A 20,701-nucleotide genomic window follows, 5' to 3' on the forward strand; every position below is an offset into this window, starting at 1 on the left:
ATGTAGGTCGGCGGCATTGCTGCCGCTTTCCCCATTAAGAACTGTACGTGCGACTTTCACCGCATACAGCTCCGATAATTCTGAATTTAATTCTCATAAAATTAAATCGGCTCATTTTTCCACTCTTGCGAGTAGCTGTTGTTCCGATAAAGTCATTCATTCACGCACGTTGGCGATTACATTTCTGTTTTCGCCTCTCGAAGTAGGCATCCCAAGTCAGGTCAAAAGGATTGGCTTCACACTTCACCTTTATGTGGCGTCTGATAGGAATGTCCGACAACTTCATCAGTGCAAAGATAGCTTTTCTTCCGCTATCCTCATACTTGAAACCGAATATCCAATCCCTTTTCCCGTCCTTGACGAAGTATTTGTCCTTTATCCACATCCTCGGCCTGTTGGAATGTCTTCGGTACGACCATCATTTTAGTTGGTTTATCAAGATATGGTCTATCCGACTGAACACTTCTTTCGATACCACATGGCTGTAATAGTTTCCCCATCCTCTTAATACAGGGTTGAGTTGTTCTATCAAAACCTGTTGACTTACCGCCTTTTCCTCTTGAAAATGACTTCGTGCAGCTTCTCGGTGAACCGCTTCCGGCTTTTCTTCGAGGGCTTGACAAGCAATGTCCCTCTGTATTTGCGGACATTGAAGCTGAGGAAGCCGAAGCCGTCATCGATATGCGTTATCAAGGTCTTTTCTTCGGAGAGCGTGAGACCACGTTTGCCGAGGAAGTCCGTCAACATCCCCTTTATCTCCTCCAATGTCTTCCGCTTGTCTGCGGTGACGATGAAGTCGTCCGCATATCTCACGGGGTTCACCTTCGGATAATAGAGTTTTCCGTCCACATATCTCGCCTTGTACATTTCTTTCAGCATCCTTTCCATGCCGTCGAGGGTTGCGTTGGCAAGCGTGGGAGAGATGATGCCGCCCTGTGGAGTTCCCTCCGTGGTGGGTTGGAGAAGCTTGTTGAACACCACTCCGCTTTTCAGCCATTTTTCAAGTACCTGCCTGTCGATTCGTACGTTATCGAGAAGCCATCCGTGGCTGATGTGGTCGAAACACCCTTTGATGTCGCCCTCCAATATCCATTGGGGAGAGCTGTCCTTGCTCAACCATCTGTGCAGGGCGTCAACGGCATCCGCCGTCCTCCTGTACCGTCTGAACCGTAGGAGTTGGCGTCCGCTTCCGTCTCCGTGACGGGCTCCAGTGCCATCAGATACGGGGCTTGCATAACCCTGTTCCTCATCGTGGGTATCCCGAGCGGCCTCATCTTTCCGTTGTTCTCGGATATGTTGACCCTTTTCAAGGGGAGAACCTTGTAGCCTCTCCGTTTCAAAGAACTCACTGTCTTTATCTTCATGGCATCGGTTCCCACTTTATGCGGTCGACTCCTGCTGTGCATTTCCCTTTATTGGATGTCACTTTCCTTACCACCAAAACCTTTGCCTTGATGATATCACGCACGGAGATGTGAGGGGTCAGCGGATTTTTCCGGTTGGGGGGATGACATTCTCAACTATATTGATTAACTTAGGGGCATGAAACCCGAACAATTGTTACGAGCCATCCTGCCGGATGTGCTGATAGACAACTTCGATGTTGTAGAGTTCAAGAAAACAGACGACCGCTTCGAGATCTGGTTAGATGAAAAGAAGGTGCAGTTGCGCGAGGACAGGAAGAAGAGCAAAGTCATCGCCTATGGATTTGGGGAGTATCATTCGATACAGGATTTCCCCATCAGGGGTAGGGCAACATATCTGCATGTACGCAAGCGCAAATAGCTCGATAAAGACACGGGCGAGATCTTCAGCTACGACTGGGACATATCGGAGTATGACGGCACACGGCTCAATGCGGAGTTCGTGTCTTTTTTAAAAGTGCCGACCACCGCTTCGGTGGAATAAAAGCAGGGATAACCCAATGGACAGTGCGGTTTCATACGTCGTTATACCAAATTCAAAGTAATATTCGTTATTTTTGTACGACATAAGTACACAGGCCTTGTTATTTCCTGAATGAACTTCAGTTAAAAGTCCGGCCTCGCAGTCCGTAGAATGATAATTGGCCCATAGATGCCGTATAGAAGAGTACCTATCGTGATGCGACTGCGAACTTGTGTTTCAAACCAATACATTGGATATGGCGAAGAAAGCGACAACAGAAAAGACAACAGCCGGTAAGAAACTTAAGGTGGTGAATCCCAATGCAGCAGGAATTGACATCGCAGCCTCAGAAATGCAGGTCTGCGTTCCCGAAGACAGAGATGGGGAATGCAACCGTACGTTCGGCTGTTTTACCCGGGATTTAATACAGATAGCCGATTGGCTGAAGGCCTGTCGGATTGATACGGTTGCCATGGAGTCAACCGGAGTCTATTGGCTTCCCCTATACTTCATCCTGAAGGAACGGGAATTCGACGTGGTGCTTGTCAATGCCCGCGATGTGAAGAACTACTCCGGCCGGAAGACGGATGAGGCAGACGCCGAATGGCTTATGATGCTTCACAGCTATGGGCTGCTCAAATGTAGCTTCCAACCTGAGAACGAAGCCCGTGCCATACGCAACCTCACTCGCCACCGGACCAATCTGCTCCGGTCGTCGAGCAGGGAGGCACTGCACATGCAGAAAGCCATGGAGCAGATGAACCTGAAACTCGGCAATGTCATCAGCGACCTGTTGGGCAAATCCGGTATGGCGATAATAGGGGCAATCATAGGCGGCAACCATAATCCGGCCGAATTGGCCGTTCTTGCCGAAGATAATTGCAAGGCCTCGAAGGAGGAAATAGCAAAATCTCTTGAGGGTTCATGGTCGGAAGACCATCTGTTTGAATTGGGACAGGCATATGACCTGTACAACTTCATCCAAAAGCAGATACGCGCATGTGACAGACAGATTGAGATACACCTCACACGCTATCGTGCACAGTTAGACCCTCCGGCTGACGATGACCTGCCGCGAAGCAAGAAGAAAATCGGGAAAAAGAACGCCGTTGATTTCGATGTGGAGAAATATGCGTTCGACATATGGAAAGTTAACGCCATGGCTATTCCCGGCATGAGTGCGATTTCATTGCTCCAACTCATAGGCGAGCTTGGGCACAACTTTGTAGAAAAGTTCGAGACCAGCCATTCATTTTGCAGTTGGCTGAACCTTGTGCCGAACAATAAGGTGTCCGGCGGCAAACTGCTTTCAAGCAAAGTACCCAAGCGGACAAACACGTGCGGGCAAGTGTTCAGGCTGTGCGCCAACACACTGAAGCGCAACAAAACGACCTTGGGATATTACTTCAGACGCATACAGTCCCGTTGTGGGTATAGTCAGGCGATAGTTGCCACAGCCCACAAAATCGCAAAGATATTCTACACGATGATTAAAAATCATACTGAATATGACGAAAGCAAGACCGGAATAAACGAAAGGGAACTGCTGGAACGAAAAATCACAATGACTCAGAGGAGATTGGACAAATTGAACCGTCAGTTGGAGGTCGCATTGGCATAGCTGGTTATATAGAAGAAGAAGAAGAGACGTATGGAGACGTCCCCCGTGACCTGCCGTACGCTTGAGGAGTTCTACCTTATAGACGGACATACGTTTGAAAAGCAGTATAAGGAAGTTCTGAGCGGTTTCCGCGACTGGGACCAGTTGGAACACGCGGACGAGTGGCTGTTGTTCCCCGACAACATTGGTCCAAGGGTTGCCATTGATGAATCCTCTCTATCCAATGGCGAACTGTATACGTTTGTGACCAACCGGGACGCCCGTACCAGGGAGAAGTCTCTGGTCGCCGTTGTGGCAGGCACGAAGTCAGAGGACGTAATCGATGTGCTACAGCGGATTGACGAGGAAAGACGTCTCGCAGTCGAAGAAGTCACCCTTGATCTGTCTGATTCCATGCGTAAAATCGTCCGTACGGCATTTCCAAAAGCCAACCGCGTCATTGATCGGTTTCACATCCAGAAGCTTGCCTGTGACGCAGTGCAGGAGCTTCGCATAAAGCATCGTTGGGATGCCATTCAGCAGGCCAACGACGAGATGGAGGAAGCTAATTTGAAGGGAGAGGACTATGTCCCGTTCCGATACCCAAACGGTGACACAAGAAAGGAGCTGCTTATCCGCTCACGCTATCTGCTGTTCAAGTCTGCCGACAATTGGACTGACAGACAAAAACAGCGGGCGGCGATATTGTTTGAGGAGTATCCGGATATAAAGAAAGCATATGGACTTTGCCACTCCCTGAGGATGATCTTCTCAAAGAATACAATAAAGGATGCCGCACGTCTGTCTATGGCCCGATGGTACAACAAGGTCGAAGAGGCAGGATTTCATTCATTCAACGTCATAGCCGCAACATTCTATGAACACTACGATGAGATCCTCAACTTCTACAACAACCGGGCATCTAATGCCATGGCCGAGTCATTCAATGCGAAGATCAAACTCTTCCGTGCAAATCTCAGAGGTGTTGCCGACAAGAAGTTCTTTCTTTTCCGTATAGCCAACCTTTATGCTTATCCCCACTAATTTTCTACTGAGCCGAAAAATCCGCTGACCCGATGTGAGAGGACCAGTGAACACGAAAAGAGGCGAACACTTTAAATAAGCGTTCACCTCCCACTCGATAGATTTACTAATCATAGTCAAGAGACTTTGGTTTGTAAAATCTTCACGTAAATATTTCAAGCGTTAAGGTTGTTTATCATAATTAAGGTTTTGACGTTACAAAGATCTACTTTATTTTTCAATTACACAAGCCTTCTTTGAACTTATGTTCGAAAATATGCTGTAAAACATATTTTGACCGTAATTTTGGTGTGATTACCTTGAGTTAATGCTTTAGTTATATTGATCCGGCCAAGAAATGTGCGGTTTTTATGTAGATAAAAAATTCCATACTTCCTGACTTTGACAATGGATCACCCAAATTGATTTTACCCGGGAAGAGCAACTGTACAAGTTGTCGTTCTTCGGTTGTATTGAGCAGCGTTCGAGCGTGGGTTGTGCCATCATCGAGCTTCCTGACATCATTGGGACACCAAAATCAGATGCTTGACGGCAAGAGTGGCCGAAGAGCCCTCTGTTCGTCTCGGGTCAATAGCGTTTTAAATATCTTTGAGCCATCGGACAAGATTACCGTAACCGTTGAGATGGTTTTGGCGATGTCGGGAACCTTGTCGACACTGAGGCTTATGCCAAGTAGGCGTAGTATGCGCTCAAGTTCTTTGTAGAGTTTGTAGACAACGAAGTATATGCAGATGTGGGCTTCGATTCGGCATTCGTTGAAGTGGAATATCGGTCGGGCCTCGAGTATGCCTTTGGAGATGCGGAAGCAGTTATGAGAAGCATATCGCTATGAGAAGTAAACAGAGAAGAACTATTGATTTTCAGTCTAATAGAAGAATACTCCTCTGTTAGACTTCTCATAATGATAACTACTTTTTTAAACCTTTCAGCCATTCCCGCAGATTCTTGTTTCTTTCCCATGACTTGTCTGATTCCCGACTCAGAGTAAGGTCAGCGTACGCTTTTTCAAGTGCTTCACGTTTTGCCTTCGAGTCAGCACGGGCATAGATGTCAGCTATCCGGACAGAGGCATGGCTAAGTAAATCCTCTCCACCGGCCTTCTGAAAAAACACGTATATGTTTTCGAAAATTATCGTACGTCTTTTTCCTTATAGTACTCCGTCAACAGTAGCAGGAAATACTTACTTTGCAAACGAAGTATATATTACTTTGCAAAGTAAGTATTTCCTAAACTTCCTCCCTGTATTGGCTCATTAAACACCTATTTCCATTATCTTTGGACTTTCATTGGTAACTTTTTAATCTACTAGCGATATGGCACAACAATCCGGAAGATTGCTATCCCTCGACGTGATGAGGGGAATTACGATCGCGGGGATGATTTTGGTAAACAACCCCGGGTCGTGGAAGTATGTCTATACGCCTTTAAAGCATGCACGTTGGAACGGACTCACTCCTACCGATCTAGTATTTCCCTTCTTTATGTTCATCATGGGGGTCTCCATGTTTTTCTCGCTTCGAAAATATAACTTCAAGCTGTCAAAAGAAAGTGTGACGAAAGTATTGAGACGCACGGTATTGATATTCCTCGTGGGATTAGGGCTGAATCTGTTCGGGCATGTTTGCTACAATGGATTTACCGATTTCCATAATTTACGCATCCTTGGGGTGATGCAAAGATTGGCGTTGGCCTACGGTTTTGGCTCTTTAATAGGATTAGCGGTTAATCATAAATATATCTTGCAGGTTGCCGCAGGCATATTGATATTTTACTGGGCATTGCTAGGTTTCACGCATAGTATGGAAATGTCGGAGGATAGCGTTATAGCGATTGTGGACAGAGCTTTATTCGGTACATCGCATATGTATCACGATGATATGGCGGACAACACACGGATCGCCTTCGATCCGGAAGGGCTCTTGAGCTGCATCGGTAGCGTAGCGCATGTATTACTCGGTTTCTACATAGGGAAAGTAATACTGGATTGCCAAAAGAACAATGAGTTGATTATCCGTACTATCTTCATCTTCGGTACGATTATTCTTTTTGCCGGTTTCTTATTGAGTTACGGCTGCCCGGTCAATAAGAAGATATGGAGTAGTACGTTCGTATTGGTAACTTGCGGATTCGCCTCCTTATTCCTCGCTTTATTAATCTGGATCATCGATATAAACGGAAAGAAGAAATGGACGTTATTCTTTGAGTCGTTCGGTATCAACCCGTTGTATTTGTATGTACAAGGGAATTTGCTCGCCGTATTGCTGGGAATGAGCGGTATCTCCGCCTTTATGTATATGGATTCATTCAGACCGGTATTCGGCGATTTCGGAGGATCGCTAGCTTGGGCTATCTTCTTCGTGGTGTTAAACTGGATACCGGGGTATTTCTTGTATAAGAAAAGGATTTATATCAAGCTGTAAAAAGGAGAAAGTCTCCTTGGCACCGGTAGAGGTGTAGAAACGATATTGACGTATTTGTTACCCGTAACCTCACGTTCAAGGCTTTACATAAAATGAAAAGCGGCCTGCCAAATCCACCAACGGATATTGGCAAGGCTGCTTTTCATATCAGGTATCAGCCTAGTTGACTAGTTCACGTTATAGCCGGAGATAACCACCTTCGGGGTCTCGCCTCTCGTGTCGACATCTTTCCAATGAATGTCGATCTCTTTCTTCTCGCCCGGAAGCAAGGAAAAATAGTTGTCGCTATAGAACATCGGGAGGAATTGCTCGCCATCCTTCCCGCCCACTACATTCACACGGATCATCAGAGCCGGGGTGGATGAAGTGTTCTCCAAGGTAGCGGTGGCGGTCCAAATACCGTCATTCCCCTTGTTGATTGTCACATTGGATCGTAAAGTAACCTTTGGCAGCTCACGCAAAGCTTGGTAGTTGCCTTCCTCTATGCCGCGTAGGTAGAAGTTATCCGATACGATCTTCCCATTCTCTGTCAACGTCAGCTTGATGAAATGAACGTTGGATACACTCGCTGGAAAATCCAATTTCATGCATTTATGAGTCGTATCTTCCTTGCTGTCCACGGATACCTCGTTTTCCCACGAGACAGAACCATCCATATTGATGATTTGAGCTTTCGCCGTCAATCCTTCGCGTACGCCGGCGCTATAGTTCACTACCTCGATCTCGTCCGTAACAGGATTCCATTGGATATGCAGAGGCTCGGATGCTTTCTTACAACCAAAGTAAGCGGCGGTAGGCTCAAAATAATAATCATAGGTCTGCCATACCATAGAAGGCCATGCCGGATGCGTCATCCACAGCAATAATCCCTTGCGGTTCAAGCTTCTCGATTCGAACATACCCCGGTAGCCATCATAGTTTACCCACTGAGCCAGATCGGCAAATTCCTTGGCGTTGTTCGGCTTGCCAAAGCCCTTTTCGATGATCGCATTAAAAGAAGCACAAGACTGAGCACCCTCCATCGTATAATCGTGTTGTCCCCATTGAGCGTTTTGCGGCCAAAGGGCATCCGGAGAGAAAGTACGAGTCAAGCTCTCGTAATTCATCACGTTTGGCATGCCTCGCTCACTATGGAACTTATCGCTGCCATTCTTCAAGCTAAAGTATTCCTTGACAGGAAGCGCACGGTACGGACCATGGCCACTTACCACCCCATCCGCCGAGCTGGAAATATAATGCAAGCCCGGATGAGCCTCTTTTACGATACGGCGCAAGGCCTTGTCGATTTGCTCCGGCGGGAAACCCTCGTTGCGCCCGCAATAAATACCGATAGAGGCATGGTTACGGAAACGTTTCACATAATCCTCCGCATTAGCGATAAACATCTCCGGATCATAAGGATCAGGTCCGTCAGCTGGATTCGCCAACCAGAAATCTTGCCAGATCATGATACCATGACGGTCGCAAGCCTCATACAATTCCTTATCGCCGATCTGCCCTACCCAATTACGCATCATCGTAAAGTTCATATCGGCATGGTAGGCCACGGCTATATCGTACTCACGACCCCGGTAATTCAGGTTAGACTCACCAAATCCCCAGTTACCGCCACGGCCGATAAAACGACGGCCATTGATAAAGAGACTCAAGATGTTATTATTCTCGTTGAAGGTCATTTGGCGAATACCTACCTTGAAATCCTCAGAGTCGGATACCTTATCACCTACCTTGAAGGTGAAATTGGCATCATATAAATAAGGAGAACCGTATCCTTTAGGCCACCACAGACGTGGGTTCTGAACCTTCAATTGGCTGAAGGTACTTGGGTCGAAAGCAACAGCCTTCTCCTCGTTAGCGGCCAATTCTACTGGTTGCTCGAAAGTGGTATCACCGATTTTTCCTGTCAATATACCCTTCACGGGAGTGGCATCATGGTTCTTCACGATCACTTCCGGAGTCAAGGTAGCGAAGGTCGTATCCGGCAACGGCAACACAACCTGTACGAACGGGTCTTGAATCGTTACCTTACCTGTAGAAGTCAAGTACACGTCATTCCAGATACCGATGTTACGACCACGGATCGTCGAGATCCAGTCCCAACCGATCGAAGCATGGAAAGTCGGGTTATCAGCACCTAAGATACCACCGTTGAAATCCGTGTTCTTCTCACATTTCTCCTTGATCGCACCAATATGCTCATTCTTGATGATCTCCACCGCGACAACATTCTTACCCGGTACGACCACATCTGTCACGTCGAATACACCCCGGATAAACGCTCCCTCGATACGTCCGATCTTATTACCGTTCAAATAGACATTCGCTTTCCAGTTGATACCGTCGAAATTCAAGAACAAACGGTCTTGCTTGAATCCTTCGGGTACCTCAAACTCATCCCTATACCAGAAATTAGAGTTGAAAAACGACTCGGATATCTGCATCATGTTATCTGCGTAATTCGGATTCGGGATAGCTCCGATATTCTTATAACTGCTCAATACCGTTCCCGGCACGGTCGCTACGACCCAATTTTCCGGAGAAAAAGAAGGTTTCGATATTTCCTCACCGGAAGCGGTCACCTCGGAAGCTCGTTGTACTTTCCAGTTTCCGCCCGATAAACGGATCTCGTCTTTTGTAGAAGCCGGAGCGGCAGCCGGTTGGGCAAGCAGGCCACCTCTACCCATCACCTCTATCTCGCTCAAGATATAACGTCCGTCATTAGCCGGTCGCTCCATCCATACCCGTACGTAGCGGCCTTTCCCTTTTAGCTTGATCTCATCCAGATTAGCATCTCCACCCGGAAGATTCGCTATATCAACCCATTGTTTCGCATCATCGGAAACTTGAATCTTACCCTTGATCGCTTTATTGATCCAATGTAATTTTACTTTGTCGAATTCGGATTGGCTACCCAAGTCCACATAGACCCACTCCTCTCCTGTCGCGGCACTCATCCAAGCGCTATTAAAGAATTTGGAGGGAAGCAAATCCACTAATTTATCTTGGTTATAGAAATTCATCTCGAAGAATGTCCAGTAAGCGGCACCCTCCATTTTCAGTCGCACCCGATAGCAAGCATACTCACCCGGTTGATCGAACGCCAACGTCTCGTTCAACATCCGGGTGGGTAACGTACCCGGATCCCAGCTATTCTTATTCGGGTCTGAATGGGCTTTATACTTGCTGGCTTTACCCGGCATACCTTTACCCTTTAAGGCAACCAACTCCGTCCAAGTATTTCCATCATTCGATCCCTCGCAAACAATCTCATATCCATCCTTAACCTTATTCTCGTCATAAGCCACGTTGCCGCGGAATTGTACCTTGTCGACTTTCTCTTTCCAATTATTCAGCGTGAACAGGAAATAGGCATCCCCGCCCGTAACCGCATTGCGAGAATAAGGACCTTGATCGATCATCCACTCACGCTCACGACGAGCAATATCCCCGTTTTGCGTGGAGAGAGTGAGATACTGAGGTTGTTTATCGCTAACAATACCATCCGTCACCAGTTGAGCCGTTAGATTGTAATCAAAACTGGAGGAGTTGTAAGCGCTACGCAAAAGAGCTATGTTACGATACGCGGAATCATCCGGGCGTAATGAAGGAGAGAAATCCTCTCCCGGAGCTCCCGGATACGAACCTATACCTCTGGTATAATAATCCGACCGATCGAAAGATTCCGCCGGAACACCGTTCTGCCCACATCCTCCCAGCAATGCTGAGACCGCCACCGCTCCGCAAAGCGTCAAGAGTCGAGGCAATTTTTTCTTTTTACTGAATGTTCTCATACTACTTATTGTATTTCTCTAAATTAGTTCGTTCAATAAGATACCGTCACGTCAAAACCCTCCTTTCGGGCTCGCTCCGCGATTGCGTCCAATTCTTCCTTGGTAGCTTTTTTCAAAGCTTTAACAGGGGTCTCCCTGTCTATCGTATAAATCATGACTTGTTTCGGACGAATTTGCTTTAAGGCGGATATCCAGCCCGCCACCTCCCCTTCTGTCATGTTATTAACCGACTCCCCGTTTACTTCCCCTTTCAAGAACATGGTCTGTATAATCAAATTCCCGTTAAAACGGCATAATTGCTTTAATAAGGAATCGAAATTAAACACCGGGGAATTAGGTACGTCTATCTGCCGGATCCGACTGTCTGATACGGAATCCAACTTCAGTAAGTTATCCTCTATTTTATTCAAGGCTTGAAAGACTTCCTCTTTATGGAGCATCGTAGCGTTAGAAAGTACGGCGATTTTAGCGTCAGGGAAAAACCGATCCCGGGCAGCGATCGTATCCTCAATGATTCCACTGAATTCCGGGTGTATCGTAGGTTCTCCGTTCCCGGCGAACGTAATTACATCCGGGGCGATCCCTTCCGCTCTCATGGAACTTAGTTTTTGCTCCAAGGCTTCCCTTACTTCCGTACGAGTAGGCAGCTTACTACGGGTCCTGTGATCCTCATTCAATCCGCATTCGCAATAAATGCAGTTAAAAGAGCATAGTTTCCCGTCTGTAGGAAGTAAATTCATCCCTAAAGAGACACCCAGACGCCGACTATGTATCGGGCCAAATACTATTTTATCAAAAAGAATCGTAGACATATCGCTGTTTATTTTTACCCACGCAAATCTACTCTAAAATTTCCAACGAAGCAACGTATAAAGATCTGTTTTATTGGAACCGCTTATCTCCTCCGTATCCGTACCGATCAAATCCCTGTCCCAATAATGGGTATGAGCCAGTTTTGCGGATAAGGATAAACGTTTCCAAATATCCAGACGAAAGGTGAAGGCGAACCGCATCCCATCTCCATAAAAAGAGGGCATATTAAAGGCATACAATATGTTCTTCTCATACGAACTGATCCGGCTATTGTAATCATCCGTATGAAACCACGCCAGATAACCATCCATTTGAAAAGGTAGGGTAGTGGGTTTCCAACCTATACTTTGAGAGATCATCATCCCTTTACTAAGTTTCTTGGTAGGCTCGTCGAATAGAATACCCTCCAAGGAAGTCTTGAAAATAAAAGGAGAAGAAAAGTTATAAACCTGTTGAAAACGAATACGATGTTGCTTATAAGAATTGATTCTCCATAAATTATCATTTTCACTAGTTCCGTTCTTTTCTTTTTTCCGATACTTGTAACGAAGATAAGTTGAAAAGTTTTTACTAGGGGCATGATCTATTTGAACCATATACTCCTCTCCTTCGGAGGGAGCGTCTATTCCGTATTTCAACCAAGGAAAACGGAATAAGTCCGCGTAAACGGATAATTTCCAGCGAGCGATCGGAGTCAGCTGAAATCCCATGTAAACCCCTTGCTCGTTTTGAACCGTAGATCCCTGTGAGAAGGCATTTCCAAATAAAGCTTGATAACGCCGGTCGTAATAACGGTATAATAGCAGGAAAGATATATAAGAAGCAGGAGTTAGCTGCAAGGCATTCAAGGTAGAAACAGCTCCGTTTTTCGAAAGGGCGGTCTCGCCATAAAACTTGACACGATTCGTTTTCAACATATAGTCAACACTCATGTTGAAATTATCGGAACCTCTGAAATAGAACAGATTATAAGGTTTTGGATCGGGGTCCATCTTAAACTTACCGAATGAATAAGAGAGAGCCGTCAAACCTACGTGAAAATGAGGCGTAGCATAGCGGATATTTCCTCCATATACCTGCATCGTTATCGCTTTCCTCTTTTCCCAATCCCGTTGTAAACGATGAAGTCCATCCGTTTTCAATGAGGTGAATGTCAAGCTATCTACGGCCGCGTCCATTTTTCGGTACGAATAGAAAACACTTATATCCAAGTTTTTAATCGTGATCGTACCGGCCGCTCCTCGAAAGAAATCTTGTTCATGGGTCGAGAAGTGTCTGCGGAAGCCATTGCTCCTCCGCTCCGCTTGAGCGACTACTGCCGTACGGCTCGGCGAGAAGTCATTGCTAATCACCAGGCCTTGTCCGAAAGAGATCTTATAATCCCCTATAGCCAAGCTTTTTAACCAGTTGATATCTTTTAGGAATAGATGCACGGAATAGAAATCATACCCTTTGTGATACGCGTTCCAAAAAGGTTCGCCCGCATCTTTCTCGGCTACGAAGCCTGCTTGTAAACGATCCTCGAAAGTATAAGAGTAACGGAAGGAGTGGTAGAAGGGTTCCCCCCTATAGTTACGATTCGGATATAGCGAAAGTATACTATCTGATTGTTTATCATATCCTTTTTTCTGTTGAAAACACTGATCATATCTGATTTGTAATTCATTACGACCATATTTCAACAGATTCTTAACCGTAAACAACCGTTTTTCAACAAGATTGTCACCTATGTAAACAAACGGAAGGAGAAGAGCTATCGTCTGAAAATCCATATCTTCCATATTCTTCAGCTCATAGATGCTAACCATATTCCCGTATCGTCTCCGATAAGAGAGTATCTGCCCGATTTGGCGATCAGATAGAAAAGGTAATCGCTTCAGCTGTTCTTCCGTCACGGTATTCAAATCAAAAGGATGCTCGATCAAATAAGACAGGTCGGCATACAAGCTTTCAATACGCTCCGTATCCTCGGTTTCCAAGGCTAGCTCCTCTACATACTCCATCCACTTGTCAACAGAATATTCTATTTGAGAATTAGCGTAATAACCATTTATTAACAAGATTATCGACAAGATTATAAACCATCGTTTCATAGCTACCTATCGTTTAAAAAGAGAACGATAAACCAAGACCGGCACTCATCCCTAAAACCGGATGATAAACAGAGGCCACATCTACCGTAAAGCAAGAAAAGTTATATCCAATTCCGAAAGAGGGCGAGAGAGGAGCGGTCTGTATTCCGGCACGAATAAAAAAAGAATCGAAAGCGGTGTATTCAATACCAAGGTTACCAACCACCAAGTTTTCATTTTCCGTTCCTACACTTCCTGTAATTAACAGACTGTTTAGAACATTCCATTGAAAACTTACTTGAATTAAGTAATAATTAAAATCTTCTATTTCAATATCTTTTTCTCCTATAGAAATAGAAGGAAAATTCATTATTAACATTCCTACTAACAACTTATCAATAGGAGAGAACGTGATTCCAATATCTGTTGACAGCCTGGATCTTGTATGTTCCAATCGTTCGGTCTGCAAGAAACTGTAATGAATCGCAAGCCCCAACGCCCATTTATCCCCCAGGCGTTTTCCTCCCAGTACGCGAACCATCATCTCCCTGTACGCGTCAAACCCGAAAACAGAGATATCGACACCTGCGGACAGGAGTCGGTTCGGATAATGAAAACTACCGGACATCGTACCCAGTTCTTTCAACATATATCGATTAAAATATTCTAAATGAATGGATTTCCTCTCCTTATCGATAATAAGAGCCGGATTGAATAAAACAGATTGCGTCGCTACATTCCCTCCCATTCCCACGCTACGAACATCCGGCAACCGTAAGTTGTCGGCACCATATACATAGACTGAAAACATCCCCGCGAACAGGGATAGCAATACTCCGCGCCGCGCCGCGATCCTGAATAAAACGGTAATCTCTTCTTTCTTCATAGTTAACGTATGCTTAAGTTATTGTCGATCGCGCGAATGTAGTGTTTTATATTCATTTATCAAGATATTAACAGATAAATGATACTGAGAGTCACGTAGTATTTATATTTTCGCGGTATATGATGCGAAAAGGAATCTATTGTGCTTTGACGCTACTCGCTCTCTGCGGCTTTAAAGGGGTGGCGCAGACGGTAAAGACAACGATTGTTCCGGAAGGTTATCAGAAAGCTCAGCTGTATGAGGGCGATACAATAGCTGTCGTCAACCTTCGGGAGGTTTTCGTCTATCCCCAGGTGAAGTTTAAGAATAAGCGTGAACAGGTGAGGTACAATAAACTGGTACGAGACGTAAAGCGTACTTTGCCCTATGCCAAAATGGTGTATGACACGTTGATAGAGACCTACGAATACATGGAGACCCTGCCGGACGACAAGGCCCGACAGGCCCACCTGAAACGGATGGAGAAAGAGCTGTTCGCCCAGTACAAACCGGAACTGAGAAAATTATCCTTCTCACAAGGCAAGCTGCTTATCAAACTGATCGACAGGGAATGCAATCAATCCAGTTACAATCTATTGAAAGCCTATCTGGGAAGCTTCCGCGCGGGCTTTTGGAATCTCTTCGCCGGCCTGTTCGGAGCCAGCCTGAAAACGGAATACGACCCGAAAGGCAAGGATGCCATGACCGAACGGGTCGTCGTATTGGTCGAGAATGGTTTAATCTGACAGTCGCTTGAAGAAATCCCAGATCACGATACCGGCCGCGACCGACACGTTCAAGGAATGCTTGGTACCGTATTGAGGTATCTCAATGCATATATCGCAGTTATCCACCACATTTTGTTGAACGCCTTTCACCTCGTTCCCCATGACGATGGCATATTTCCTTGTCTTGTCCAACCGCAAGTCATCCAACATCACACTACCTTCCGCTTGCTCCACGGCACATACCGTATACCCATCCCGGCGCAACTGATCAACAGCCTCCGGGGTATCCTTGAAATAGACCCAATCCACGGTCTCTTCCGCTCCCAAGGCAGTCTTATGGATCTCCGCGCTCGGAGGGCAAGCCGTGATGCCACACAGATAAATAGCCTCTACCCGGAAAGCGTCGGAGGTGCGAAACACGGAACCCACGTTGTTCAGGCTTCTAACGTGGTCCAAGACAACGATCAAGGGCATCTTCTTACTCTGCTTGAAAGCCTCGGGAGTCAGGCGGTCCAGCTCGGTTACTTTTAATTTTCGCATAACAGATCTCTTTGACCGCGAAAGTAGCGAATCTCCGCGGATATGCCGTTGAAAAACCATGAATAAGTCGTGCACACAAAATGAAAAATAGTTCTTGCTTTATTCAAATACTTGCCCATACAGCTCCCCTTCTCAAATCAGCAAATGAATCGACCCCTTATTTGTTACGCGCTATCAACCGCCTTTATACACCCATCGGCAGCCCCGCGGGAGGATCTATTTTTTCACGATCCGGGTTATCAACAATAAACACCCAACCGCTCATAAAGTCTATAACCGTAAGAACCGCAACCTGTAGACAGACCTCCCCGGCGGTTCGTATCCTTTTGATAAGCCGCCCGCGGACCTTAATAAGTCGATAACCAAAGATAACGGCGAAAAGGTATCAACCCTTTCAACAGCCTATCATATTCATCCGATTTATCTTTAAAATAAAAGAATAAAAACATATAATAGAATGATTGTGGATAACTCTTGAGCATAAATGAAGAAAGTTTATACCTTCGCGGGCAGAACCCTATCGGGAGCAGTAGAAACAGAAATCAGAAATCAGAAATAGAGAAGGCTATGTTGACAAACCAATCAATCGGGTACATGGACGCGCCCGTTCCGGAGGGGCTGGACCTCAAGGAGGCGATCGACAAGTTACGTAAGGAGAAGCGCGCGGTTATCCTGGCGCATTACTATCAGACCGGCGATCTACAGGATATAGCGGACTATGTGGGAGACAGTCTGGCCCTGGCGCGGTGGGCGGCCGGGGCGAAGGCGGACATCATCGTGCTTTGCGGGGTGCACTTCATGGGGGAGACGGCGAAGATCCTCTGCCCGGACAAGAAGGTGCTGGTGCCGGACTTGAACGCCGGTTGCTCCTTGGCGGACAGCTGTCCGGCTCCGGCGTTCGCCGAGTTCGTCGGGCGACATCCCGGCCATACGGTAATCTCTTACGTGAATACGACCGCCGCCGTGAAAGCGTTGACGGACGTGGTGGTCACCTCCACGAACGCCCGCCAGATCGTAGAGAGCTTCCCGGAAGGCACGCCGATGATTTTCGGCCCCGACCGCAACCTGGGCGACTACATCAACAGCGTCACGGGGCGGCGCATGCTGCTTTGGGACGGCGCTTGCCACGTGCACGAGCAATTCTCGTTGGAGAAGATCCTCTCCTTGAAGAAGCGATACCCGGACGCGGAGGTGATCACCCATCCGGAATGCAAGCGACCGGTTATAGCGGTCTCAGACTTCGTAGGATCGACCGCGGCCCTGCTGCGGCATACCGTCACGTCGGGCGCGAGACGGTTCATCGTAGCGACGGAAAGCGGCGTTATTCACGAGATGCGCAAGCAGAGTCCGGACAAGACATTCATCCCGGCCCCCCCGAACGACAGCACCTGCGCCTGCAACGTATGTAATTTCATGCGCTTGAACACGCTGGAGAAGCTATACAATTGCCTGAAGTTCGAGCTGCCGGAGATACGCGTGGACGAGGAGGTGCGCCGGAAGGCGGTCCAGCCGATCCAGCGGATGCTCGAGATCTCGGAGCGGCTGGGGCTTTGATCCCCGCGCCTTCGGGCGCGCCTCCCCTCCCCTTCCGGGGGCGTAAGGAAAACCAAGGGGGGAGCGGATCCACCGACGGTCCCCTCCCCCCCTGCTCGATTCTCTCGACAGCCGCTTTCCGGCTCCCGCTACCTCAGACATCCTCCGGGCTGTCAGAGTCATCCCCTCCGGGCGTCTCCTCCTCCGCGTCGGCCGGCAGCTCGATCCACTCCAGCGCCTCGCCGTCTACCAGCGAGCGGGTGTAGGAGCCGTTGCTCAGCCTCGTCCGCTCCGGGATGAACTCCACGCGGACGGCCTTCACCTGCTTGTTGAAGTCGAAATCCTCCAGGTTCTTCACCCCTACCGAGTCGAACACGTACCGGAAATAGCCCAACCCCTTGATATAGACACTTTTCCCTTGCGACATACGGTTGTGCATCACGCTCGATATATCGCCCAATACGGCCTGTACATCCGAGTTGCTCACCGTGGATATCCTCGCCAGGTCCTTGGCGATCGTATCCGTCCCTACGGGCTTACCCTGCACGATGGCGCGTGGGTAGTAAACGCCCGCTTTCTTGTTAAACATTTTCTTCCAAAAAGGCATGCGATGAATTGTTAAGTGTTAATACTCCGTGAACTGTACGAAACGAAAACCCTTCCGGTCCGACAGGCTCGCCTACTTTCCTTGGGAGCAGGCCCAATGTAAGGAAAATCGTCGGCTCGCCCATCCGCTTTAAATAAACTTTATACAATAATAAGATCTGTTTAGTATATCGGAGGGTCGCCGGAGGCTGTTTCCCGAGTCGGCGACAAGAGCGGGTCGAGTCGCCGACAAGAGCAGGTCGAGTCGGCGACTCGGGAAACGGGATTCCCCGGGGCCGCCGGCCGACAATAATTATCGCCGCGGGGCGAACGGGATCGGGCGAATTTGGTTACTTTCGCGTAGAAATCGGACAGTAATTCTCAATATCATGAAAAAGATCGGACTCATGTTGGCCTTATTCGGGATGGTTTGCGCGCTCGCGCGGGCCTCTTCGCCGGAGGCCCGTATCCAGGGGCAGTTGATAGACGCCTCTACGAACCAAGTGATTAACTACGCGGATATCTTTCTCTTCGCGACGGGAAGCGAGAAGCCTTTGCGACAGACCTTTCCCGACGACCAGGGGCGCTTCTCGTTCGCCAAGCTGGCTCCGGGCAGTTACGCGGTCATGGTCCGCTTGATGGGATACGACGTGCTCACCACGGGCGACATCCTCCTGGAGGCCTCCTCGCCGGTAGACCTGGGTCGGCTGATGATGCGCCCCCTGGAGGTAGGCATCGCCGAGGTGGAGGTGGTGGCCGAGAAGCGCCAACTGGTCTACAAGCTGGACAAGAGGGTGGTCGAGGCCTCCTCCAACATGATGGGAGAGGGCGGCTCCGCCGTGGACATCCTGGAGAATACGCCCTCCATACGGGTAGACGCGGAGGGGGCTGTCACTTTCCGCGGGAGCAGCGGCTTCTTGGTCTACGTGGATGGCAAGCCGAGTCTCTTCTCGGGTACGCAGGCCCTGGAGCAGGTACCGGCCGGGCATATAGCGAACATAGAGATTATCACGACCCCCTCCGCCAAGCATGACACGGAGGGCGACGCGGGGATCATCAACATCATCACGAAGAAGCATTCCGCGCGGGGATTGAGCGGGATGGTGAATCTCTCGGGAAGCACGTGGATGGCCAGCGCCGCGGATTTCTTGCTGACGGGGCAGGGCCGGCGCTCGCGCTGGTACGTCGGGGGGCAGTGGACCAACCGGTTGCGCAAGAGCGAGTTCGATCAGGAGAAGCGGACGGTCGTGGGCGATCAGACGACCACCTCGCATTCCGTAGGGCCTCGCACGGGCAATAATTACCGCTATTCGCTGAAAGGGGGATGGAGCCTGGAATTGCCCAAGACTACCCTCGCGCTCGATTTCGAGGGAGGCTATGGCGGCAATAAGCGGAAGGGCGAGATGACGTACGAGGAGACCCGCCGGACCGGGGAAGGGACTCCCGTGGTGGGCCATTACCGGAGCCTGGATGACTATGACAACGACCAAAACATCGGTATGGGGACCTTCACCGCCCGCCATCGGTTCAATGAGAGCGGGCACGAGCTTTCCGGCGGCGCCCATTACATCTACGGCGGACATGCCTTGGAATATTTCTTCAACGACTTGATCTCCCTGGAGGGGCAACGCCAGCAGGGGCACCGCGCCTACGAGGCCGAGCACCGCGAGACGATGCGCGTCAACCTGGATTACGCCCTCCCCCTCAAGACCGGGACGAAGCTGGAGGCCGGCTACCAATACTACTCCTACCTGGAGGATGGCGATTACAACATGGAGTGGTGGGACCCCGAGGGGCAGACCTTCTTTTGGCGCGACGACATCTACAACACCTTTTACTTCCAGGAGGGGGTGAACTCGATCTACGCGATCCTCTCCCATACCTGGAGGAACCTGGAGGCGCAGGCGGGCCTCCGGGGAGAGCATACGCATACGGTCTTGCGAAGTTCCGTGGAGGGGGCGGACCGCACGAAGAACCGCTTTGAGCTCTTCCCGTCGGTGCATCTGGGCTACACCTTCCCGGACGAGCATCGTTTGCTGGCTTCCTATTCCCGCCGTACCACGCGTCCGCAACTCTTCTACATGGAGCCCTATATCACCTATCGCGACTTTTATACGGCCGAGATCGGCAACCCGGATATACGCCCGGAGTACATCCACTCCTTTGAGTTGAACTACCGGAAGAATTTCGGGGAAAACACGGTATCCGCCACCCTCTTCCACCGGTACCGGAAGGATAAGATCGAGCGGTTGCGCGTTCCCTACTCGGCCGGTGTGACCTTGGACTCGATGGCGAACGTAGGACAGGATTACTCGACGGGTATCGAGCTGAGCGTCAGCCTGCGTCCGGCGCGCTGGTGGAACACCACGGTCAACGGAAACGTTTACCACTACAAGGTGAGGAACGAGCAGGCCGCCGGGGGGAATACGACCTCCAGCACCAATTACGATATCCTGTGGAACAACCTGTTTAATCTGGGGAAATACACCCGTGTCCAACTGGATGGCAGTTTCGTAGGCCCCTCCGTGACGACGCAGGGCCGTACGGACGCCTATTGGTACGCCAACGTAGCCCTCCGTCAGCAGCTGTGCAACCGGAAACTGACCGCCACGCTGGCTTTCCGGGATATCTTCCGTTCCGCCAAATATGTCAGCGATATCCAGACGGCGGACCTACGCTCCCTGACACGTATCAAACCCAAGTATCCGCAGATCACGCTGACGTTGAGCTGGACATTCAATAGCTTCAAGGCCCAGTCCGCCCCGGCGAAAGAGGATCGCTCGGAGATGTTCGAGGGGATAAAGCATTGACGCGCTACCTGT

General features: G+C 48.8%; 16 protein-coding genes and 2 pseudogenes. 8 read left to right on the plus strand and 10 right to left on the minus strand.

Going from position 1 to position 20,701, the window contains the following annotated elements; translation table 11 throughout:
- Positions 1-251: 251 nt before the first annotated feature.
- A complete protein-coding gene (locus G7Y39_RS07000; protein WP_165156400.1) occupies positions 252-488 on the plus strand; it encodes a hypothetical protein in 237 nt (78 codons plus the stop codon).
- Here G7Y39_RS07000 and G7Y39_RS13880 read toward each other — a convergent pair.
- The 4 genes and pseudogenes from G7Y39_RS13880 to G7Y39_RS13885 form a co-directional block, all read right to left on the minus strand.
- A pseudogene (locus G7Y39_RS13880) lies at positions 488-532 on the minus strand (group II intron maturase-specific domain-containing protein); the annotation flags it as partial. The gene G7Y39_RS07000 and the pseudogene G7Y39_RS13880 sit on opposite strands and share 1 nt — an antisense overlap.
- Before the next feature lie 11 nt (positions 533-543).
- Complete coding sequence (locus G7Y39_RS07010) at positions 544-1,128, minus strand: reverse transcriptase domain-containing protein (protein WP_370520363.1); 585 nt, start codon at positions 1,126-1,128, stop codon at positions 544-546.
- Positions 1,113-1,364, minus strand: coding sequence for a hypothetical protein (locus tag G7Y39_RS13645; RefSeq protein ID WP_241159975.1), 252 nt, complete (start codon positions 1,362-1,364; stop codon positions 1,113-1,115). Before G7Y39_RS13645 ends, G7Y39_RS07010 begins: the two co-directional genes overlap by 16 nt.
- Positions 1,361-1,468 (minus strand): reverse transcriptase N-terminal domain-containing protein, encoded by a 108-nt coding sequence (locus G7Y39_RS13885; RefSeq protein WP_206225151.1) that lies wholly within the window; start codon positions 1,466-1,468, stop codon positions 1,361-1,363. Before G7Y39_RS13885 ends, G7Y39_RS13645 begins: the two co-directional genes overlap by 4 nt.
- A 74-nt stretch (positions 1,469-1,542) precedes the next feature.
- Between G7Y39_RS13885 and G7Y39_RS07020 the strand changes: the two are divergent.
- The 4 genes and pseudogenes from G7Y39_RS07020 (at position 1,543) to G7Y39_RS07035 (ending at position 6,952) form a co-directional block, all read left to right on the plus strand.
- Positions 1,543-1,908 (plus strand): annotated as a pseudogene (locus G7Y39_RS07020) (transposase family protein).
- Between the two features lie 211 nt (positions 1,909-2,119).
- Entirely contained in the window at positions 2,120-3,508 is a 1,389-nt protein-coding gene (locus G7Y39_RS07025) for an IS110 family transposase (RefSeq protein WP_165156402.1), read from the plus strand.
- A 30-nt stretch (positions 3,509-3,538) separates the two neighbouring features.
- Positions 3,539-4,531: a transposase gene (locus tag G7Y39_RS07030; protein WP_206225152.1), complete on the plus strand. Its 993-nt coding sequence runs from the start codon at positions 3,539-3,541 to the stop codon at positions 4,529-4,531.
- Positions 4,532-5,845: 1,314 nt separating this feature from the next.
- A complete protein-coding gene (locus G7Y39_RS07035; RefSeq protein ID WP_165156404.1) occupies positions 5,846-6,952 on the plus strand; it encodes an acyltransferase family protein in 1,107 nt (368 codons plus the stop codon).
- Positions 6,953-7,119: 167 nt separating this feature from the next.
- Here the strand turns inward: G7Y39_RS07035 and G7Y39_RS07040 are convergent, their stop codons facing one another.
- Genes G7Y39_RS07040 through G7Y39_RS07055 form a run of 4 tightly spaced genes read right to left on the minus strand, consistent with a single transcriptional unit; the run spans position 7,120 to position 14,514 of the window.
- On the minus strand, positions 7,120-10,743 hold the full coding sequence (locus G7Y39_RS07040; RefSeq protein ID WP_165156406.1) for a sugar-binding domain-containing protein: 3,624 nt from the start codon (positions 10,741-10,743) through the stop codon (positions 7,120-7,122).
- Between the two features lie 32 nt (positions 10,744-10,775).
- Entirely contained in the window at positions 10,776-11,555 is a 780-nt protein-coding gene (locus G7Y39_RS07045; protein WP_165156408.1) for a radical SAM protein, read from the minus strand.
- Between the two features lie 33 nt (positions 11,556-11,588).
- Positions 11,589-13,649, minus strand: coding sequence for a helix-hairpin-helix domain-containing protein (locus G7Y39_RS07050; RefSeq protein WP_165156410.1), 2,061 nt, complete (start codon positions 13,647-13,649; stop codon positions 11,589-11,591).
- 13 nt (positions 13,650-13,662) lie between these two features.
- On the minus strand, positions 13,663-14,514 hold the full coding sequence (locus G7Y39_RS07055; protein ID WP_241159977.1) for a hypothetical protein: 852 nt from the start codon (positions 14,512-14,514) through the stop codon (positions 13,663-13,665).
- A 119-nt stretch (positions 14,515-14,633) separates the two neighbouring features.
- Between G7Y39_RS07055 and G7Y39_RS07060 the strand changes: the two genes are divergently transcribed.
- Positions 14,634-15,239 carry a DUF4294 domain-containing protein gene (locus G7Y39_RS07060; protein WP_165156412.1) on the plus strand — a complete coding sequence of 202 codons (606 nt, stop codon included), beginning with the start codon at positions 14,634-14,636 and terminating at the stop codon, positions 15,237-15,239.
- Here the strand turns inward: G7Y39_RS07060 and G7Y39_RS07065 are convergent.
- Complete coding sequence (locus G7Y39_RS07065; RefSeq protein ID WP_165156414.1) at positions 15,231-15,761, minus strand: RNA methyltransferase; 531 nt, start codon at positions 15,759-15,761, stop codon at positions 15,231-15,233. The genes G7Y39_RS07060 and G7Y39_RS07065 overlap by 9 nt on opposite strands.
- A gap of 567 nt (positions 15,762-16,328) precedes the next feature.
- Between G7Y39_RS07065 and nadA the strand changes: the two genes are divergently transcribed.
- Positions 16,329-17,315, plus strand: coding sequence for a quinolinate synthase NadA (nadA, locus tag G7Y39_RS07070; protein ID WP_165156416.1), 987 nt, complete (start codon positions 16,329-16,331; stop codon positions 17,313-17,315).
- 133 nt (positions 17,316-17,448) lie between these two features.
- Here the strand turns inward: nadA and G7Y39_RS07075 are convergent, their stop codons facing one another.
- A complete protein-coding gene (locus G7Y39_RS07075) occupies positions 17,449-17,901 on the minus strand; it encodes an HU family DNA-binding protein (RefSeq protein WP_165156418.1) in 453 nt (150 codons plus the stop codon).
- Positions 17,902-18,268: 367 nt separating this feature from the next.
- Between G7Y39_RS07075 and G7Y39_RS07080 the strand changes: the two genes are divergently transcribed.
- Entirely contained in the window at positions 18,269-20,689 is a 2,421-nt protein-coding gene (locus G7Y39_RS07080) for a TonB-dependent receptor (protein ID WP_165156420.1), read from the plus strand.
- The last annotated feature ends 12 nt before the right edge of the window (positions 20,690-20,701 follow it).

Source organism: Parabacteroides sp. ZJ-118 (assembly GCF_011038785.1).
GTDB lineage: Bacteria > Bacteroidota > Bacteroidia > Bacteroidales > Tannerellaceae > Parabacteroides.

Coding starts and splice junctions, on each gene's coding strand:
- G7Y39_RS07000 (WP_165156400.1), top strand. CDS start 252: ATGTGGCGTCTGATAGGAATGTCCGACAACTTCATCAGTGCAAAGATA.
- G7Y39_RS13645 (WP_241159975.1), bottom strand. CDS start 1,364: ATGAAGATAAAGACAGTGAGTTCTTTGAAACGGAGAGGCTACAAGGTT.
- G7Y39_RS07030 (WP_206225152.1), top strand. CDS start 3,539: ATGGAGACGTCCCCCGTGACCTGCCGTACGCTTGAGGAGTTCTACCTT.
- G7Y39_RS07035 (WP_165156404.1), top strand. CDS start 5,846: ATGGCACAACAATCCGGAAGATTGCTATCCCTCGACGTGATGAGGGGA.
- G7Y39_RS07040 (WP_165156406.1), bottom strand. CDS start 10,743: ATGAGAACATTCAGTAAAAAGAAAAAATTGCCTCGACTCTTGACGCTT.
- G7Y39_RS07045 (WP_165156408.1), bottom strand. CDS start 11,555: ATGTCTACGATTCTTTTTGATAAAATAGTATTTGGCCCGATACATAGT.
- G7Y39_RS07050 (WP_165156410.1), bottom strand. CDS start 13,649: ATGAAACGATGGTTTATAATCTTGTCGATAATCTTGTTAATAAATGGT.
- G7Y39_RS07055 (WP_241159977.1), bottom strand. CDS start 14,514: ATGAAGAAAGAAGAGATTACCGTTTTATTCAGGATCGCGGCGCGGCGC.
- G7Y39_RS07060 (WP_165156412.1), top strand. CDS start 14,634: ATGATGCGAAAAGGAATCTATTGTGCTTTGACGCTACTCGCTCTCTGC.
- G7Y39_RS07065 (WP_165156414.1), bottom strand. CDS start 15,761: ATGCGAAAATTAAAAGTAACCGAGCTGGACCGCCTGACTCCCGAGGCT.
- nadA (WP_165156416.1), top strand. CDS start 16,329: ATGTTGACAAACCAATCAATCGGGTACATGGACGCGCCCGTTCCGGAG.
- G7Y39_RS07075 (WP_165156418.1), bottom strand. CDS start 17,901: ATGCCTTTTTGGAAGAAAATGTTTAACAAGAAAGCGGGCGTTTACTAC.
- G7Y39_RS07080 (WP_165156420.1), top strand. CDS start 18,269: ATGAAAAAGATCGGACTCATGTTGGCCTTATTCGGGATGGTTTGCGCG.